This window comes from Polaribacter sp. Hel_I_88 (assembly GCF_000687935.1).
Lineage (GTDB): Bacteria > Bacteroidota > Bacteroidia > Flavobacteriales > Flavobacteriaceae > Polaribacter.
In genome coordinates, this window is record NZ_JHZZ01000001.1 from 3,117,139 (window position 1) to 3,135,235 (window position 18,097).

Consider the following 18,097-nt stretch of genomic DNA (forward strand, 5'->3'; position numbering starts at 1 on the left):
ACAAAAAATATAATATCATGAAAAAAGTAACAATATTATTCGCTTTTATAATCTCTTCGAGCTTATTTATTTCTTGCGGAAATGGTGGTAGTGCATCAACAAAAATTAATAGTGATAATTTAGAAAGTGCAAAATCTAGAGACACTGAAATTAAAAATGGAGCAGCTTCTGTTTCTTTCGAAAACCCTGTGTACGATTTTGGAACTGTAAATGAAGGAGAAGTTATAGAAACTACCTTTAAATTAACAAATTCAGGAAAAACAGATTTGGTAATTACAGATGCGCAAGTAACTTGTGGTTGTACTGTACCAGTTTGGCCAAAAAAACCAATTAAACCAGGAGAAACAGAAGAAATTCAAGTAAGGTTTAATACAAATGGTAAACAAAACAGACAACAAAAAAACATTACCTTAATTACAAATACAGAAACTGGTAGAGAAATTTTAACTCTTAAAGGAATGGTAACACCAAAAGCTTAAAAAAAACAATAATATATTTTATACATGGATACAGGAGCATTAACAAGTATGTTGCCTTTTGCAGCAATGATTTTAGTCTTATATTTTTTTATGATAAGACCACAAATGACAAAAGCAAAAAAAGAAAAATCTTTTCAAGCAGAGATTAAAAAAGGAGCAAAAGTGGTTACTTCTAGTGGTATTCATGGTAAAATTGCTGAAATAAATTCAACAGACAATACAGTTACAATTGAAACTGGTGCAGGTAAAATTAAGTTTGAACGTGCTGCAATATCAATGGAACTAAGTAAACAATATTTAGCAGCACCTGCTGTAAAAAAATAAACTAGTTTTAAATTTTTAAAAATGAGCTTTTCTTTTTAGGTAAGCTCATTTTTTTGTTTATAAGCTTTTCATTAGATTGCATTAAAATTATATTTCTTGGCCACATCTTCAAAGAAAATACCGAAAACATTTATTACTTTTCTAATCATCTCTTTTTTGATTTGGTTATTAATTACTTTTTCCAAAGAATATACAACAGTAATAACATATCCTGTAAATTATAACAATATTGCACAAGATAAATTATTGCAAGAAAGCCCCATAAAAAAAATAGATCTTTCTATTACAGCAACTGGTTTTAAGATTTTAAGAGCAAAATTAAACACAAAAAAAATTAATATAGAAGCTTCTAATTTGCGAAAAAAAAGTGCTTCAAAATTTTATATTTTACCAAAAAATCAAATAACAAAAATTCAAAAGCAATTATTGAATGGTATTGTTATACAAGAAATATTACAAGACACCATTTTTTTAAATTTAGGAGTTTTGACCTCTAAAAAAGTTGCGTTAAAACCACAAGTAAATATTACCTATCACATTGGTTACGATTTATTAGACGAACTTATAATAACTCCAGATTCTATTGTAATTTCTGGACCAGAAGATCAATTAAATTCAATTACACATCTTAATTTGAGTCCTTTAAATTTAAAAGGAGTAAAAGCTAGTTTTACAAAAGAAGTTTCAATTTTAAAATCTAAAAATCAAAAGAATTTAAAGTTTAAAGATACCAAAGTAACCATTACTGGTAAAGTAGATAAGTTTACAGAAGGCACTGTTAAAGTCCCTTTTATTATTAAAAATTTACCAGAAGACACAGATTTAACTATTTTAACGGATAATGTAGAAATAGTGTATGTAGTTGCTTTATCTAATTTTGCAAAAGTATCAGAAGCCTCTTTTATTATAGAATGCGATTATGCAATGGCTGTTAAAAATGATGTTGGTTATTTAATTCCTAAAATAACAACAGACGTCGATTTTATAAAAAACATTAAAATAATTCCTAGTAAAATTGATTTTTTAATTCAAAAATAAATGAAAATTGTTGGGCTAACAGGTGGTATTGGAAGTGGTAAAACTACAGTTGCAAAATTCTTTGCAGAGTTTAAAAATGTTGCTATTTATATTGCTGATGCAGAAGCTAAAAAGCTAATGAATTCATCAAAAATTATAAAAGAAAATTTAATAAAAGAGTTTGGGCAAAAGTCTTTTGTAAATGGTGAATTAAATCGAGAATTTATCTCAGAAATTGTTTTTAAAGATTCAGCAAAATTAGCCATTCTAAATAGTATTGTTCACCCAGAAGTTCGCAAACATTTTCAAGATTTTGTAAAAAATAATCAAGATAAAGATTATATCATTTACGAGAACGCTATTCTTTTTGAAAGTAAAAGCAATGTATTTTGCGATATTGTTATAACTGTATATGCAGCTTTAAATACAAAAATTAATAGAGTTATGGCAAGAGATTCATCAACCAAAACAGCTGTTTTAAATAGAATGAAAAGCCAATGGAATGATGTTAAAAAAATACTACAATCTAACTATATAATTGATAACGAAAAACTTGAAGATACTGAAAATCAGGTTCATAAAATTCATAATATTTTAACACAATATTACGTTTGATTTTCTAAATATTTAAGAATTCTGTTAAATTACTCATAAATTTACGTTGTTTTTGTTAATCTACGTTAAAATCGTTAATTGCAATTTTATAATAACTTAACTTTGATATATGGGCAAAAAAATGTTTGTTCTTATTGTTGTTTTAATGAGCGTTTCCCTGATGGGAATTATCGCTGTTCAGCTCTATTGGATTAACAATGCAGTAGAAAGTAAAAATGAACAATTTACCAATGATGTTATGAGATCATTAGGTAGTATTGCTGAGAGAATTAATGAAAAACAAGAAAATCAAGTTTATAGTGAAATACAAGATATTATAAATGCAAGAGCTTCTGCAGACAATGCACAAATAAAAAATTTTTTAATTCAACAAATAGATACAACAAACAATAGAAAAATAACATTTGGATCCACTGTTTTAGAGGAAAACTTTGAAATTCCTTTAGATTTTCTTGATAATGAAAGTATAATCTTTACAAGAGTTTCTGGTAAAAAAGATTTTTCTCAAACAAGTTTGATAAAAGGAGTAGATGATCTTTTTAAACCCATAGAAGAAAAACGTTATTCGTTTACAAGTAGATTAAAAAAAATAAATGAAAGTTTGTTTGATGATGTAATGGATAATTACAAAAAAATATATCCAATAAACCAAAGAGTAAATAATAACGAGCTAAATGAAACTATAAAAGACGAATTAAAAAAACGAAATATAAATTTAGATTTTAAATATGGCGTCTATGGAAATGATGGTTTAGCAACAAAATTGAAATCAGGATATTACACAATTAATACAAAGAATAGTTACAAATATCCATTGTTTAAAAATGATGAAGATGTTCCAGAATATATACTATATGTAACGTTTCCAAAAAAAAATGAACATATCTTATCAGGTATTTCAGGTATTTTGCTATTATCATTGTTTTTTATATTAATTATTATTATTGCATTTTCAAGTTCTTTATATCAATTGATAAAACAGAAAAAATTATCAGAAATTAAAACTGATTTTATCAATAATATGACTCATGAGTTTAAAACACCAATTGCAACAATTAATTTGGCTATTGACTCTATAAAGAATCCAAAAATTATTAATGATACAGAAAAAGTAATTCGTTATGTAAATATGATTCGTGACGAAAATAAAAGAATGCACAAGCAAGTGGAAAACGTTTTGCGTATTTCAAAATTAGAAAAAAACCAATTAGATATTAGTACAGAAACTATTGATATTCATGAAGTAATTGAAGATGCTATTAATCACGTTAGCCTTTTAATTGATGATAAAAAAGGAAGCGTAGAAACACATTTTCAGGCAATTACATCAGAAATAAATGGAAACGAATTCCATTTAACAAATGTTTTTGTAAATATTTTAGAAAATGGAATTAAATACACGCAAGGAGCACCAAAAATTGATGTGTATACAGAAAGTGCCAATAAATTTTTTATTATCAAAATAAAAGACGAAGGCATAGGAATGAGTAAAAATGTTCAGAAACAAGTGTTTGATAAATTTTACAGAGAGCAAAAAGGAAACGTGCATGACGTAAAAGGGCATGGTTTAGGGTTGGCTTATGTAAAAGAAATTGTAGAAAAGCATCATGGAACAGTTTTTGTAGAAAGTGAAAAAGGAGAAGGAAGCATATTCACAGTTAAATTACCTTTAATTTAAAATAATAAAAATGGGAAGTAAAAAAATATTATTAGTAGAAGACGATCCAAATTTCGGAACCGTTTTAAAAGATTATTTAGCGTTAAATGATTATAACGTTACACATGCAAAAGATGGTATAGAAGGCTTAATTATGTTTAAAAATAGCGATTACGACTTGTGTATTTTAGATGTTATGATGCCAAGAAAAGATGGTTTTTCTTTAGCACAAGATATTAGAGTTACTAATAAAGAAGTGCCAATTATTTTTTTAACAGCAAAAACTTTAAAAGAAGATGTTTTAAAAGGATATGCTGTTGGTGCAGATGATTATTTAAACAAACCTTTTGATTCTGAAGTTTTATTGCATAAAATTAAAGCAATTTTACAACGTAAAGAATCGGATAAAACAGCGGAATCAGAGCAATTTGAGTTTAAAATTGGATCTTTTTTCTTCAACTCTAAATTACGTCATTTATCTGTTGGCGAAGAAGGAGAACCAAATAAACTGTCGCCAAAAGAAAGTAAATTGTTGCGCATGTTAGCCATTCATAAAAATGATTTAATGCCAAGAGAATTGGCACTTACAAAAATCTGGAGAGATGATAACTACTTTACTTCTAGAAGTATGGATGTTTACATTGCTAAATTACGTAAGTATTTAAAAGAAGATGAAATGGTGGAAATTTTAAATATTCATGGAGAAGGTTTTAGGCTAGTAGATAAAACTTAAAAAATAAAACTTCCTATAATAAAAACTCAATTTGTATTTCAGGTTGAGTTTTTGTAATTTTATATGATGGCAGAATTTATTAAAATTTATAACGAAAACCCAAATCAAAAAGCAATTGATAAAATTGTAAAGGTTTTAAAAAACGATGGTGTAATTATTTATCCTACAGATACCGTTTATGGTTTAGGCTGTGATATAAATAGTAATAAAGCTTTAGAAAGAATTGCTTTAATGAAAGGTGTAAAACTAGAAAAAGCAAAATTTTCTTTTATTTGTGATAGTTTAAGCCATTTATCAGATTACGTAAAACAAATAGATTCGCCAACATTCAAAATTTTAAAACGAGCTTTACCTGGGCCTTACACGTTTATTTTACCAGGAAGTAATAATTTACCTAAAGTTTTTAAGAAGAAAAAAACAGTCGGAATTAGAATTCCAGATAACAATATTGTAAAAGCGATTGTCTCTTCTTTAGGAAACCCAATTGTTTCGACTTCTATTAGAGATGATGATGACGTTTTGGAATATACAACTGATCCAGAATTAATTTTTGAAAAATGGGAAAACTTGGTAGATTTAGTCATTGATGGTGGTTATGGAGATAATTATGCATCTACAATTATCGATTTAACTGGTATTGAACCTGAAGTTGTAAGAGAAGGAAAAGGAAGTTTAGAGATTCTTTAATTCAAAGTTCAGAGTTCAAGGTTCAGAATTTGTCTGTTTGAGTGATTTTCGATTTTTTGAGAAAATTCTATCGAGAACTTGTTAAAACTAGCAATCTTTTTTAAAAAACATCTTTGCGATTTCCTCTGCGTTTTTGCGTTTGAACTTTAACTTTGAATTCAAAATTTTGAATCTTGAACCTATTCCAGTTCTTCAAACTTTTTTCTACCTAAAAAGAAATACTGCCAAACAATGCTAGTTTGTAAATTATAGTCTTGTTTTTTTTGAAGTTTTCTTCGTTTTCCTAAAAATTTAAAAAAGTTTTTATAAAAACTTAAATGTGCTTTAATAATAGACCAAGTGTGGATTGGTCTTAATTCAAACATGAATTTAATTCCTGCAATTCCGTCTAAAATTAAGCGAGAAAAAACCACAAATAGGAACCATTTTTTTGGTACATTTTTTACCACATTTAACAAGCTATTTCTAAAGTTTAAATATGTTTTATGAGGATTTGTTTCTTGTAAAGTTGCTCCACCAACATGAAAAACTGTTGACAAACCTACATATTTAACCTTGTAACCTATATTTTGAGTTCGCCAGCACAAATCAATTTCTTCTTGATGCGCAAAATAATCTTCATCAAAACCATTTAATTGATGATACACTTTAGAGCGAATAAAAAAACAAGCTCCTGATGCCCAAAAAATTTCAGCAATATCATTAAATTGATTTGCATCTGTTTCAAGATGATTAAAAACGCGTCCTCTGCAATAAGGATATCCATATAAATCAATAAAACCACCTGCAGCACCTGCATATTCAAACTTATCTTTCTCTTTATAATCTAGAATTTTCGGTTGAATGATTGCTGTTTTTTCATCACTTTTAAAAACATCTACAATAGGAGAGAGCCAATTTTCGGTTACTTCTACATCAGAATTAATTAAGCAATAAATATCTGCTTTGATGGATTGTAAAGCATCATTATAACCTTTTGCATAGCCGCCATTTACAGCGTTTTGGATAATTTTTACAGCAGGATAAAATTCTTTAATATACTTAATGGAACTGTCAGTAGAAGCATTGTCGGCCACATAAATTTCGGCTTCGTTCGCGCTAAAATTTACGATTGATGGCAAAAACTGTTCAAGTAGTTTTTGTCCATTCCAATTTAATATGACAATTGCTGTTTTCAAGTTTGCGAATTTACATTTTATAAACTGGATTATAACTAAAGTTTTCTTAATTATAAGCAGGTATTTCTTTCAAGAAAATATAGGTTTCTTTTTCAAAATCCATTTTACAATAAAAATGAGTTAAACCATTGGTAACTATTAAATAATTAGCTTTTAGTTTTAAATTATAACGAGCAATTTGATCGAAAGTAGCTTGAGTTATTTGTATTTGTGGTGCTTTGCATTCTACGATAATATCAGGATTTCCATCAGCATCAAAAACTAGAATATCAGTCCTTTTTTTTCGATTGTTAATGGTTAATTGCTTTTCTAAAGCAATCAAAGAAACAGGATATTTTTTTTCATCAATTAAATACTGCACAAAATGCTGACGAACCCATTCTTCTGGAGTTAAAACAAAATATTTTTTTCGTAAATTATCAAAAATAAGCGTCTTATTTTCGCTACTTTTGAGTTTGAATTTATAGTTTGGTAAATTGAGGTTTATCATCTTCATTACAACGAATATCATAATTAAATATGATTTATAAAAAAGAAAGTTATGATATTGTTGGAACTTTATTTGAAGTTCATAATAATTTGGGAGGTGGTTTTTTGGAAGTTGTATATAAAGATGCTTTAGAGCATGAGTTTAAGCTAAAAAACATTTCTTACGAAAGGGAAAAAGAATATACAGTTAATTATAAGGAAATAGTTTTAGCACATAAATTTTTTGCAGATTTTGTTGTTTTAGATAAAATAATTTTGGAGATTAAATCAGTTAAAGAATTTCACCCAAAACATATTGCCCAATGCATTAATTATTTGAAAGTGTCTGGTAATAAACTTTGTATATTAGTTAATTTTCGGAATGAGTCATTAGAATTTAAAAGGATTGTATTATAAATGGGTTTAGCCACGAATTCGCGAATTTTTGTGGTTGAGAATGAAAAAAAAGAATTTCACTAATTTAAATCCTTTGGATTTAAATTTATAATAATTGTTTTAGAGTATGATTAATTTTTTAATTCGTGAATTCGTGGCAATTTTAAAGCAATAATTGAAGTGTCTTCAGCCACGAATTTACGAATTTTGTGGTTGAAAATAAAAAACAGAATTTCACGAATATAAATCCTTTGGATTTATATTTTTAATTAGCGGTAATTATTTAAAGGTTGAGTTTAAGAGTATAATTATTTTTTTAACTTGTGAATTTAGGGCGATTATTATAGAATTAATTTTACTCATAATTTATGAAAAATTTTAGCCACGAATTCACGAATTTTTGTGGTTGAAAATAAAAAACAGAACTTCACGAATATAAATCCTTTGGATTTATATTTTTAATTAGTGGTAATTATTTAAAGTTTGAGTTTAAGAGTATAATTATTTTTTTAATTTGTGAATTCGAGGCAATTATTTTAGAATTAGGTTTTAAAAATATAAATCCATTTAAGTTAAGGAAAAAATAAGTAGTAAATGAACGAGATAAGAACCATTGTTTCAGATATTAAAAAAGGCGATATAAAACCCATATATTTTTTAATGGGAGAAGAGCCTTATTACATTGATAAAATATCTGATTACATAGAAAAAACGGTTTTAGATGAAGCAGAAAAAGGCTTTAATCAGCAAATAATGTATGGTAGAGATGCAAGTATAGAGGATATTGTAGGTGCTGCAAAACGTTATCCAATGATGGCTGAAAGACAGGTCTTGATTGTTAAAGAAGCACAAGATTTAAGCAGAACTATAGAAAAATTGGTTGCTTATGCTCTAAATCCACAGCCCACCACAGTTTTGGTCATCAACTATAAATACAAAAAGTTAGATAAGCGTAAAAAACTCCATAAAGCCATTGCAAAATCGGGTTTAATTTTTGAAAGTAAAAAACTATACGACAATCAAGTTTCAGATTGGATTAGAAGAGTTTTAAGTGGAAAGAACTATCACATTGAGCCAAAAGCAGCTCATATGTTGGTGGAGTTTTTAGGAACTAATTTAAGCAAAATTGCCAATGAACTAGATAAACTAATGTTAATTTTACCAGTAGAAACAATTATTAACGATAAACATATTGAAGAGAATATAGGCATATCCAAAGACTTTAATAATTTTGAGTTACAAAAAGCTGTTGGTGCCAAAGACATTAAAAAAGCGAATAGAATTATCAATTATTTTGTTGAGAATCCAAAGAATAATCCAACAGTAATGACAATTTCTTTATTAAATAGCTTCTTTACAAAGTTGCTGTTATTTCATGGTTTACAAAATAAATCTAAAGATGCAGTTTCTAAATCTTTAGGCGTTGGTTTTTATTTTATTGATGATTATTTTGCGGCTGCTAGAAATTATCCAATGAGAAAAGTTGCACAGGTAATTGCATTTTTAAGAGATGCAGATGTAAAGAGTAAAGGAGTTGGAGCAAGCCAGACACAAAGAGATATTTTAAAAGAATTATTATTTAAAATTTTACATTAAAATGAAAAATATTTTCACCAAAGAAATTACAGCAGAAGTTATTTCAAGAATTGAAAACTTAACTTCCCAAAAACAACCAATTTGGGGTAAAATGTCTGTGTCGCAAATGCTGGCTCATTGTTGTGTTACTTATGAAATGGTATATACAGATAAACATCCAAGACCAAATGCATTTACAAGGTTTATGATGAAAGCTTTGATTAAAAACATAGTAACTTCAGATAAACCTTATGTTAAAAACGGCAGAACTGCGCGTCAGTTTTTAATTGTTGATGAAAAAGATTTTGTATCAGAAAAAAAACGTTTGATAAATTTTATAACGCAAACCCAAGAATTAGGAGAAAAAGAGTTTGAAGGAAAAGCATCTCATTCTTTTGGTAAATTAACAGCGAAAGAATGGAGCACTATGTTTTATAAACATTTAGACCATCATTTAAGACAGTTTGGAGTTTAGCCTTTAAAAACATTTTTAATGGAGTCTTTGGTTTTTCCAAAAGCGCTTGATATTTTAGATTTTAGTTCAGTTTTATGGCTAACAATATTTAAGTACGATTTTGTATCGCTATCTAAACTTTCAAAATAAGTTTTTCTTACCCAAAATTGATCTCCAGCAATATGATTTACTTTATTTAAAATACAGATAAAATTATTTTTAAGGAAAAAATTCTCTATGTCTTTTCTTAAAGCTTGTTTTTCATATAATTCAATTTCTTCAACTTCTAACCATACAGATTTAATGTTAGAAATCATATCATTTGAACCTTCTAAAACCATTAGTTCTGCTCCTTGAACATCCATGTGAATAAAATCTATTAAACTGATTTTTTTTGTTGTACAAAAGTTCTCTAATGTTTCGGTTTTTATTGTAATAGATTCATTGAATTGTAGCCAAGGATGAATTTCTTTTGTTTTTCCTGGCTTATAAAGTGAAGAACTTTTGTTACCAAAGCTGGTAGAGTTATCAGAAGGAATATCTTTATTTTCGGGTTTTCCTGAAGATACATAAAAGGTAGCTTCACCTATTTTAGAAGATAGACCTAACTCAAAAGTGTGCATATTCTTTAAATTATATGTTTCTTTATTTTTTAAAACTATTTTGTAATTACTTGGTACAGGTTCAAATACGTAAATTTGAGAGCTTGGAAATAAAGAAAGATATCGAACACTGCTTAAACCTTCACAAGCACCAATATCAAACAATATTAATTTATCATTTTGGTTAAATAATTTAGTAAGTACTTTTTCATGCAATGTTAATTCAAGATTTTTCTCCATTATATAATTTGTTTCTTTCTATCGCATAAATATATAATATTGTTTTCATTTCCTTTCCAAAAAATCTTGATAAGAATCTTGAGTTAGTGCTTTTCCTAAAGAATCTAATTTTTTTGTGTATTTACCTTCGGATAATATTGGTTTTTTGCTTACATAATCATAAATAAAAGTACCGTTTTTTGTAACAGTTCCATAGCCTTTGTTAAAAGTATAATGCGCATATTGTTCATTAGATGAGTTAAAAATATGCTTGCTAAAAACAAAATCTTTTTTATCGCCTTTTAATAAATCTAGTAAAGTGTAAGAAAAATCAACTTGGCTTGAAAAATTATCAATCTCTTTAATGTTTTTATTTACAGCACCTCCAAGCCACAACATTGGAATTCTGAATTTTTTAGGCGAAAAATAAGGACCTTCGTGTTCAGGAGAACTATGTCCATGATCTGACATGATTACAATTATCGTGTTTTTATACCATTCTTGTTTTTTAGCAAAATTCATAAAATGGCCAATTACGCTGTCCGTATAAAAATGGGCACTTCTAAACAAGTTATCTTGTGAATTTTGTCCAAATTTATATTCGCCTTTAATTTCGTAAGGTTCGTGACTTGTTAAAGTTAAAGCAATTTTAAAAAATGGTTCTTTTTGTTCGGTTGATAAATCATCAGCAAAACGTTTCATAAAAACATCATCATAAGCGCCCCATTTTGAATTCCAATCTTTTGTATCGAATTCACTTCCATCTACAATTTTATTAATTCCTGCATTTCGTAAATAGGTATTCATATTTCCAAAATTTAAATCTCCACCATAATAAAAAGAAGTGTTATAGCCCAATTCAGCCATTTTTTTTGGTAACATTGGTAAGCTTCTAGTTTTGTTTGGCATTCGCATAATTCTCTTTACTGGTTGTGGGTAATAACCACTTAAAACAGCAGGAATTCCTTTGTCAGTTCTATCTCCATTTGCATAGAAATTTGTAAATAACAACCCTTCTTTAGAAAGTCGGTTTAAATTGGGAGTAACATTAGGTTCGCCACCTAAAGAGCCCACAATTTTTGCAGGTAAACTTTCCCAAAGAATTAAAATTACATTGGGTTTTGTTGTTGTTAATATAGAGTCTGTATCAGCAATTAAAAGATTATTTTTTGTTTTGTTGATGATTTTTAAAGCAGTTTTATCATCAAAATATTTATAAATATTTGTGCCATCAGTTTTGTGTGTTAGTGTGTTAGAAAAATTCCACATAAAATTAATTGCTGCATGATTTGCAAACATCGATTCAGAAAAATAAACGTTGCTTTGGTTTACAGGTACAATTTGGAAACCACCTCTTACAGGAATAATCAAAACTGCTGTCATCAATAAAAAAATAGGAAGTTGTGTCCAGTTTCCAAAATCAATTTTATCGCTATTTTTTTGATGAATTTTTTTGAAAATTTTTATAAAAAGAAACGAAATTAAAATCCAACCAAAAATACCAGAAACCAACTGAAAAGTTGATGTTGAAGAAATCATTAATGTTGGTGTGTTTAAGTAAGGAAGCAAAGACGTGTCTAAACGAACACCCCAAGCTTGGTATAAGCCAGCATCAATAAACAAAAGTAAACTTATAAAAATAACGATTACAAAAGTGTACCATTTTATAAATTTTAAAATGATTTTTGGGTTGGTAATCACAGAAAACATGATGAATAAAAAAGGAATTGTAGATATATACGCAGCAAAGGAAGCATCCAATCGTAAACCGTATAAAAAGGTTTTTAAAACAGTTGATAGTTCAAGTTCTTGAGTTTTATCAACATAATACATCAAGAAAAAGAAACGTGCAAAAACAAAATAAACAATCCAAAATAAGAAGTAATAAAGATTATATAAAAATCTGTTTGTAATGTTTTTCATTTTTGATATTTAAAATGTTTTTCAAAACTCTTTATCAAAGAGAATTAAAGTATAATTGTAATAAAAAAATATCTCTTAGAGATTTATTCTGTAACTTTTAAACGAGCTTTTGCAGTTACATTAACATTGGCAAAATCGTTATTTAAAAATTTTAAATAGCCAGTAATTGCAATCATTGCTGCATTGTCTGTAGTATATTCGAATTTTGGGATGTAGGTTTGCCAGCCAAAATGTTGTTCTGCTAATTGTAAACGATTTCTAATTTCTGAATTTGCAGAAACGCCACCAGCAATAGCAATTTGTTTAATCCCTGTTTTTTTAACAGCATTTTTTAATTTATTCATCAAAATTTCTATAATTGTAAACTGAATTGAAGCACAAATATCATGTAAGTTTTCCTCAATAAAATTAGGATTTACTCTTTGTTGCTTTTGAATAAAATATAAAATTCCCGTTTTTAAACCACTAAAACTAAAATCTAAATCGCCCACTTTTGGCTTTGTGAATTTGTAAGCTTTTGGGTTTCCTAATTTAGCATACTTGTCAATAAAAGGACCTCCAGGATAAGGCAATCCTAAAATTTTGGCAGATTTATCAAAAGCTTCTCCAACAGCATCATCTATAGTTTCGCCTAAAATTTCCATATCAAAATGGTTGGTAACTTTTACAATTTGAGTATGTCCACCACTTATTGTCAAACAAATAAAAGGGAAAGTAGGTATTTTGCTGACATCATCTTTAATAAAATGAGCCAAAATATGTGCTTGCATATGGTTTACATCCAACAAAGGAATTTGTAACCCTAAAGCCAACGATTTTGCAAAAGAAGTACCTACCAATAAAGATCCCATTAAACCTGGGCCTTTGGTAAAGGCAATTCCAGCTAATTGTTCTTTAGTAATATTTGCTTGTTCCAAAGCCTGTTGCACAACAGGTACAATATTTTGTTGATGCGCTCTTGAAGCTAATTCTGGAACAACTCCACCATATTTTGAGTGTACTTCTTGGTTTGCAACAACGTTACTCAACACTTTAGCATCACAAATCACAGCAGCACTTGTATCATCACAAGAAGACTCTATTCCTAAAATATAAACAGGTTTTTTCATCAAAAATTAGTTAAAGTGCTGCAAAATTAAGGATTAATTTATGCACCTCTTTGATTTTTAAGAATAGAAATTTAATTCTTTGTTAAAATTGCACGTTCTTTGTACTAATTGGTCAAATTTTTGAGTATTATTAATCATATCTTACAACCACATTAAAACCATCAAATATCAAAATAATAGGAAAGAAAATACTGAAATTTTTAGGGTACTTTATACTCTTTTTACTTTTGATGAGTATAGTGCTTTCTATTCCTGTAGTGCAAACAAAAATAGGTAAACATTATACTGATAAAATTAACGAAGATTTTGGAACAAATTTATCGATAAATAAGGTTGATTTATCTTTTTTAGGAAGTGTAAATTTAAAAGGAATCGAAATTAAAGATCATCATAAAGATACCATGATTTATGTTGCGAAATTGACAACATCGATTATAAACGCAAAAAGAATTTTAGATAAAGAGGTGTATCTAAATGATATTTATCTTGATGGCGCCTATTATTACATGAAAACCTATAAAGGTGAGGAAAATGATAATATGGGTATTTTTATTGATTCTTTTGATGATGGAACTCCTAAAGATTCGCTGAATCCTTTTGTTCTAAAAACATCTAATGTTTATGTAAATAACTTAAATTTTAGAGTAACAAATGCTAATAAAGTAGATTCTGTAAATTATGCTGCTAAAAATGCAGGTGGTAATTTACAAGATTTATCAATTGTAGGCCCTAAATTTTCGAGCAATATAAGAGGTTTGTATTTTATTGATAAATTTGGTTTGGATGTAACTAATTTAACAACCGATTTTAGTTATTCTGAAACTGCAATGCATTTTAAAAATACAACTCTACAAACTGAAAATACCCATATAAAAGCAGAAATAGATTTTCTGTATAAAAGAGAAGATTTATCAGATTTTGTTAATAAAGTACAAATTAAAGCACGTTTTAAAGAGAGCGAAGTTGCTGTGCAAGATGTTAAAAATTTTTATGACGAATTAAGTGGAAATGATATTTTAAGTTTGCAAGGAAACTTGAATGGAACTTTAAATAACTTTGAGTTAAAGAACTTGAATTCAGCCTCAAAAAAAGGATTAAAAATACAAGGAGATTTGTTTTTTGTGAATGCTGTAAGTAGAGAAAGAGGTTTTGTTTTTGAAGGAGATTTGGCAAATTTAACAGCCACTTACAGAGAATTAAGGAATATTTTACCAAATGTTTTGGGTAAAAATTTACCAACTGAATTTGGCAAACTTGGCAAATTTAATTTAAATGGAAAAGTAAAAGTTACTCCAGATCAAATCCAGACAAATATTACTGTAAACTCTGCTGTTGGTACTCTTAAAACAGACTTACAAATTGCCAATATCGAAAATATAGATTACGCAAAATATGATGGAAAAATTCAACTTAAAAATTTCGATATCGGTAATTTTTTCAACGATCCATTATTTGGTAAAGTTTCTTTAAAAGGAGATGTAAATGGAAGTGGATTTAAGCTAGAAAATATTAGCACTTCTTTTGTTGGTAAAGTTTCAGAATTTGGTTTTAAGCAATATAATTATAAGAATATTGAAGCAAATGGACAATACCAAAACAACAAGTTTGATGGAGATTTAACCATTGATGACGAGAATTTTAAAATGAAATTTAATGGCTTGGCAGATTTATCATCAGAAGTTTACGAATTTGATTTTAAGTCGGATGTTGACTATTTAAATTTAAAGGAAACTAACCTGTTTACAAGAGATAGTATTGCACATTTAAAAGGTTCTTTTGAGTTAGATATAGAAGGCAATACATTTGATGATATTGTTGGAAACGCTATTTTTAAAGATGTTTTTTATACCAATCAAAAGCAGGAATTTAGTTTTAAACAATTCATGGTTGCATCTTCTGTAAAAGATAGTATTAAAAGAATCGATTTAGAATCTGAAGATATTGCTCAAGGGTATGTAACAGGTAAATTTACGTTTTCTGAAGTTGCCAAAGTAGCTCAAAATGCGTTGGGAAGTATTTACACGAATTATCAACCTTATGAAGTTGCACCAAATCAGTTTTTAGATTTTAATTTTACAGTATATAATCAAATTGTAAATGTGTTTTTTCCTGATATTTACATTGATGATAATACCAAATTAAAAGGCAAAATAGAATCGAATAAAAATCAATTAAGGTTTACATTTTCATCACCAAGAATAGATGCCTATGGCAATGAGTTTAAAGAAATTTTACTGAGGACTGATAATCAAAACCCTTTGTACAATTCTCACTTAACAGCAGCTGAAGTAAATACAAAATTCTATAATATCTCTAAATTAAACCTTTTAAACAGAACAGAAAATGATACGCTTTATTTTAAATCGGAATTTGATGGGGGTCTAAAAAATAATGAGAATTTTAATTTAGATTTCTTTTATACCATCAATAAAGAAAAAAAATCGGTTTTAGGTTTTGAGAAATCTACTTTCGTTATCAAAAATACAGCTTGGAGTATAAATCCAGATAAAGATTATACAGATAAAATTACCTTCGATTTAAAAAATAATGAATTTGATTTTAGTCAGTTTAAACTAGTATCTGGCCAACAAAAAATAGAATTTAAAGGAAGTTTAAAAGGAGATAGCGAAAAAACATTACTGGCAAATTTAACCAAAGTAAAACTGCAAAGTTTTTTACCAGAAATAGATAGTTTGGCTTTAAAAGGTAGGGTTTCTGGTAATATAGATTTTGTTCAAAAAGGAGCTGTTTACAGTCCAGAGGCAAATTTAATTATTAGTGGCTTTGAAGTTAATAACTTTAAACAGGGAGAGTTAGCCATCAATATTGCAGGAGATAATTCTTATGAAAAATACAATGTAGATTTATCCATTAATAATGAAAATGTAAAAAGTATTGCAGCCACTGGTGTTTTAGATTTTTCGAATAAAAGACCTATTATAGATATTGAAGTTTATTTAGAAGATTATAATCTGCAAGCATTTAGTCCTTTAGGTCAAGATGTAATTTCATCTTTAAGAGGTAGTGTTTCTGGGAACTTCTTTTTGAGAGGTTTTTTAAGAAATCCAGATATGGAAGGTGTTTTAAAATTGAATAATGCAGGTTTAAAATTTCCATATTTAAATGTAGATTTTGATTTTGAGGGAGAATCCATAGTTTCTTTAGAGCAACAATCCTTTATTTTAGAAGATATTAAACTAGTTGATAGTAAATATAAATCTACAGGAAGATTGTTTGGTAATATAACGCATCAAAATTTTGAACAATGGTTTTTAGATTTAGAAATCGATACCGATAATTTAGTGGCATTAGATACAAAAAATACGGAAGAGGCTACTTATTATGGAACTGCCTTTATGAAAGGTTCAGTTGCAGTTTCTGGATTAACAGATCAATTAACCATAGATATTAATGCCACAACAAACCCTAGAACAAAATTTGTAGTACCTTTAAAAGATGTGGAAACTGTAGATAGTTTTCGCTTAATTTATTTTAAATCTGATCAAATAAAAGTAGAGGATAGGCAGAGAGAGTTAGCGCAAGAAGCTTTAAAAGGATTAACCTTAAATATTGATTTAGAAGTTACCAAAGATGCAGAAGCACAAGTTGTAATTGATGAAGAGAATGGAAGTCAATTAACAGGAAGAGGATCAGGAAATCTACAAATTAGAATCGATACAAGAGGTAAATTCAATATGTATGGAGATTACAGAATTGATTCTGGAGTATACGATTTTAGATATGGAGGCATTATCAACAAACCTTTTATAATCCAAAAAGGAGGAACAGTTTCTTGGATTGGAAATCCTTATGAAGCAAATTTAGATGTTACTGCCATTTACAAAGCAAAAGCAAATCCTGGAGTTTTATTGCAAAATTTTAATTCTAACAGAAGAGAGGAAATCGATTTGGTAACAAGAATTACAGGAGATTTGTTCAACTCAAAACAAGAATTAGATATTCAACTTACAAATGTAGATCCAACTATAGCAAGTGAGTTAGAGTTTGTTTTAAATGATAATAATGTAAATGAAAAAACTACTCAATTTATATCTTTATTAGCCTTTAATACGTTTCGAAATCCAGATAAAGTAGATTTTGATGTAAATAATACGTTGGCAGGCACTGCATCAAGTGCACTTGCAGGCGCGTTTTCGAGTTTATTAAACAACCCTGATAGTAAATTTCAATTGGGTGTAGATTATCAGCAAGGAGAAAGAGGCAATGATATAGATCGTTTAAATATAGATAATCAAGTAGATGTTTCTGTAAGCACACAAGTTAGCGATCGAGTAATTATCAACGGAAAAGTCGGTGTTCCTGTGGGTGCACAAACACAATCAAGTGTTGTTGGCGAGGTTAAAGTTGAAATTCTCTTAAATACAGAAGGAAATTTTAGAGGGGTTATTTTTAATCGACAAAACGAAATTCAATATTCGCAACAAGAAGAAGGTTATACACAGGGAGTTGGTTTATCTTATCAAGTTAATTTTAATACTTTATCAGGATTACTTACAAGAATTGGCCTTAAAAAAGAAACGAAAATTAAGGCGAAAAAAAATGAGAAAAAAGATACTTTGCAACCAAAAGTAAACTCGTTAATAAATTTTGAAGGAAATTAGTACCTTTAATTTTTAACAGATTATTCACTAAAAACGAAA

The 18,097-nt window shown here is 28.1% G+C and carries 16 protein-coding genes; 11 read left to right on the forward strand and 5 right to left on the reverse strand.

What is annotated here, in order from left to right; translation table 11 throughout:
* Positions 1 to 17: 17 nt before the first annotated feature.
* The 7 genes from P161_RS0113800 (at position 18) to P161_RS0113830 (ending at position 5,512) form a co-directional block, all read left to right on the forward strand.
* Positions 18 to 479, forward strand: a complete 462-nt coding sequence (locus tag P161_RS0113800; protein WP_026777520.1) for a DUF1573 domain-containing protein — start codon at positions 18 to 20, stop codon at positions 477 to 479.
* A 24-nt stretch (positions 480 to 503) separates the two neighbouring features.
* A complete protein-coding gene (yajC, locus tag P161_RS0113805) occupies positions 504 to 803 on the forward strand; it encodes a preprotein translocase subunit YajC (RefSeq protein WP_026777521.1) in 300 nt (99 codons plus the stop codon).
* Positions 804 to 959: 156 nt separating this feature from the next.
* A complete protein-coding gene (locus P161_RS0113810) occupies positions 960 to 1,841 on the forward strand; it encodes a CdaR family protein (RefSeq protein WP_231494748.1) in 882 nt (293 codons plus the stop codon).
* Positions 1,842 to 2,435: a dephospho-CoA kinase gene (coaE, locus tag P161_RS0113815; protein WP_026777523.1), complete on the forward strand. Its 594-nt coding sequence runs from the start codon at positions 1,842 to 1,844 to the stop codon at positions 2,433 to 2,435.
* 109 nt (positions 2,436 to 2,544) lie between these two features.
* Positions 2,545 to 4,113 (forward strand): sensor histidine kinase KdpD, encoded by a 1,569-nt coding sequence (locus tag P161_RS0113820; RefSeq protein WP_026777524.1) that lies wholly within the window; start codon positions 2,545 to 2,547, stop codon positions 4,111 to 4,113.
* 10 nt (positions 4,114 to 4,123) lie between these two features.
* Entirely contained in the window at positions 4,124 to 4,825 is a 702-nt protein-coding gene (locus P161_RS0113825; RefSeq protein WP_026777525.1) for a response regulator transcription factor, read from the forward strand.
* A 66-nt stretch (positions 4,826 to 4,891) separates the two neighbouring features.
* The gene (locus tag P161_RS0113830) at positions 4,892 to 5,512 is read left to right on the forward strand and encodes an L-threonylcarbamoyladenylate synthase (RefSeq protein ID WP_026777526.1); all 621 of its coding nucleotides are present in this window, start codon (positions 4,892 to 4,894) and stop codon (positions 5,510 to 5,512) included.
* Positions 5,513 to 5,691: 179 nt separating this feature from the next.
* Here the strand turns inward: P161_RS0113830 and P161_RS0113835 are convergent, their stop codons facing one another.
* Positions 5,692 to 6,690 (reverse strand): glycosyltransferase family 2 protein, encoded by a 999-nt coding sequence (locus P161_RS0113835; RefSeq protein WP_026777527.1) that lies wholly within the window; start codon positions 6,688 to 6,690, stop codon positions 5,692 to 5,694.
* A 46-nt stretch (positions 6,691 to 6,736) separates the two neighbouring features.
* The gene (locus P161_RS0113840) at positions 6,737 to 7,180 is read right to left on the reverse strand and encodes a type I restriction enzyme HsdR N-terminal domain-containing protein (RefSeq protein WP_026777528.1); all 444 of its coding nucleotides are present in this window, start codon (positions 7,178 to 7,180) and stop codon (positions 6,737 to 6,739) included.
* Between the two features lie 29 nt (positions 7,181 to 7,209).
* Here P161_RS0113840 and P161_RS0113845 point away from each other — a divergent pair, with 29 nt between their 5' ends.
* The 3 genes from P161_RS0113845 to P161_RS0113855 all read left to right on the forward strand — a co-directional run bounded on the left by P161_RS0113845 (position 7,210) and on the right by P161_RS0113855 (position 9,604).
* Entirely contained in the window at positions 7,210 to 7,575 is a 366-nt protein-coding gene (locus P161_RS0113845) for a GxxExxY protein (protein WP_026777529.1), read from the forward strand.
* 573 nt (positions 7,576 to 8,148) lie between these two features.
* A complete protein-coding gene (gene holA / locus P161_RS0113850; RefSeq protein ID WP_026777530.1) occupies positions 8,149 to 9,150 on the forward strand; it encodes a DNA polymerase III subunit delta in 1,002 nt (333 codons plus the stop codon).
* Position 9,151: 1 nt separating this feature from the next.
* Complete coding sequence (locus P161_RS0113855) at positions 9,152 to 9,604, forward strand: DUF1569 domain-containing protein (protein ID WP_026777531.1); 453 nt, start codon at positions 9,152 to 9,154, stop codon at positions 9,602 to 9,604.
* Here the strand turns inward: P161_RS0113855 and P161_RS0113860 are convergent.
* The 3 genes from P161_RS0113860 to tsaD all read right to left on the reverse strand — a co-directional run bounded on the left by P161_RS0113860 (position 9,601) and on the right by tsaD (position 13,436).
* On the reverse strand, positions 9,601 to 10,425 hold the full coding sequence (locus P161_RS0113860; protein ID WP_026777532.1) for an FkbM family methyltransferase: 825 nt from the start codon (positions 10,423 to 10,425) through the stop codon (positions 9,601 to 9,603). The two genes, P161_RS0113855 and P161_RS0113860, sit on opposite strands and share 4 nt — an antisense overlap.
* Before the next feature lie 45 nt (positions 10,426 to 10,470).
* Positions 10,471 to 12,327 (reverse strand): LTA synthase family protein, encoded by a 1,857-nt coding sequence (locus P161_RS0113865; protein ID WP_197026358.1) that lies wholly within the window; start codon positions 12,325 to 12,327, stop codon positions 10,471 to 10,473.
* An 83-nt stretch (positions 12,328 to 12,410) separates the two neighbouring features.
* Entirely contained in the window at positions 12,411 to 13,436 is a 1,026-nt protein-coding gene (gene tsaD / locus P161_RS0113870; RefSeq protein ID WP_026777534.1) for a tRNA (adenosine(37)-N6)-threonylcarbamoyltransferase complex transferase subunit TsaD, read from the reverse strand.
* Between the two features lie 230 nt (positions 13,437 to 13,666).
* Here tsaD and P161_RS0113875 point away from each other — a divergent pair, with 230 nt between their 5' ends.
* Positions 13,667 to 18,058, forward strand: a complete 4,392-nt coding sequence (locus P161_RS0113875) for a translocation/assembly module TamB (protein WP_036841502.1) — start codon at positions 13,667 to 13,669, stop codon at positions 18,056 to 18,058.
* Positions 18,059 to 18,097 lie beyond the last annotated feature (39 nt).

What these genes read in the sequence shown, in the direction of transcription:
- P161_RS0113800 (WP_026777520.1), top strand. Translation starts at nt 18, where the DNA reads ATGAAAAAAGTAACAATATTATTCGCTTTTATAATCTCTTCGAGCTTA.
- yajC (WP_026777521.1), top strand. Translation starts at nt 504, where the DNA reads ATGGATACAGGAGCATTAACAAGTATGTTGCCTTTTGCAGCAATGATT.
- coaE (WP_026777523.1), top strand. Translation starts at nt 1,842, where the DNA reads ATGAAAATTGTTGGGCTAACAGGTGGTATTGGAAGTGGTAAAACTACA.
- P161_RS0113820 (WP_026777524.1), top strand. Translation starts at nt 2,545, where the DNA reads ATGGGCAAAAAAATGTTTGTTCTTATTGTTGTTTTAATGAGCGTTTCC.
- P161_RS0113825 (WP_026777525.1), top strand. Translation starts at nt 4,124, where the DNA reads ATGGGAAGTAAAAAAATATTATTAGTAGAAGACGATCCAAATTTCGGA.
- P161_RS0113830 (WP_026777526.1), top strand. Translation starts at nt 4,892, where the DNA reads ATGGCAGAATTTATTAAAATTTATAACGAAAACCCAAATCAAAAAGCA.
- P161_RS0113840 (WP_026777528.1), bottom strand. Translation starts at nt 7,180, where the DNA reads ATGATAAACCTCAATTTACCAAACTATAAATTCAAACTCAAAAGTAGC.
- P161_RS0113845 (WP_026777529.1), top strand. Translation starts at nt 7,210, where the DNA reads ATGATTTATAAAAAAGAAAGTTATGATATTGTTGGAACTTTATTTGAA.
- holA (WP_026777530.1), top strand. Translation starts at nt 8,149, where the DNA reads ATGAACGAGATAAGAACCATTGTTTCAGATATTAAAAAAGGCGATATA.
- P161_RS0113855 (WP_026777531.1), top strand. Translation starts at nt 9,152, where the DNA reads ATGAAAAATATTTTCACCAAAGAAATTACAGCAGAAGTTATTTCAAGA.
- P161_RS0113860 (WP_026777532.1), bottom strand. Translation starts at nt 10,425, where the DNA reads ATGGAGAAAAATCTTGAATTAACATTGCATGAAAAAGTACTTACTAAA.
- P161_RS0113865 (WP_197026358.1), bottom strand. Translation starts at nt 12,327, where the DNA reads ATGAAAAACATTACAAACAGATTTTTATATAATCTTTATTACTTCTTA.
- tsaD (WP_026777534.1), bottom strand. Translation starts at nt 13,436, where the DNA reads ATGAAAAAACCTGTTTATATTTTAGGAATAGAGTCTTCTTGTGATGAT.
- P161_RS0113875 (WP_036841502.1), top strand. Translation starts at nt 13,667, where the DNA reads ATGAGTATAGTGCTTTCTATTCCTGTAGTGCAAACAAAAATAGGTAAA.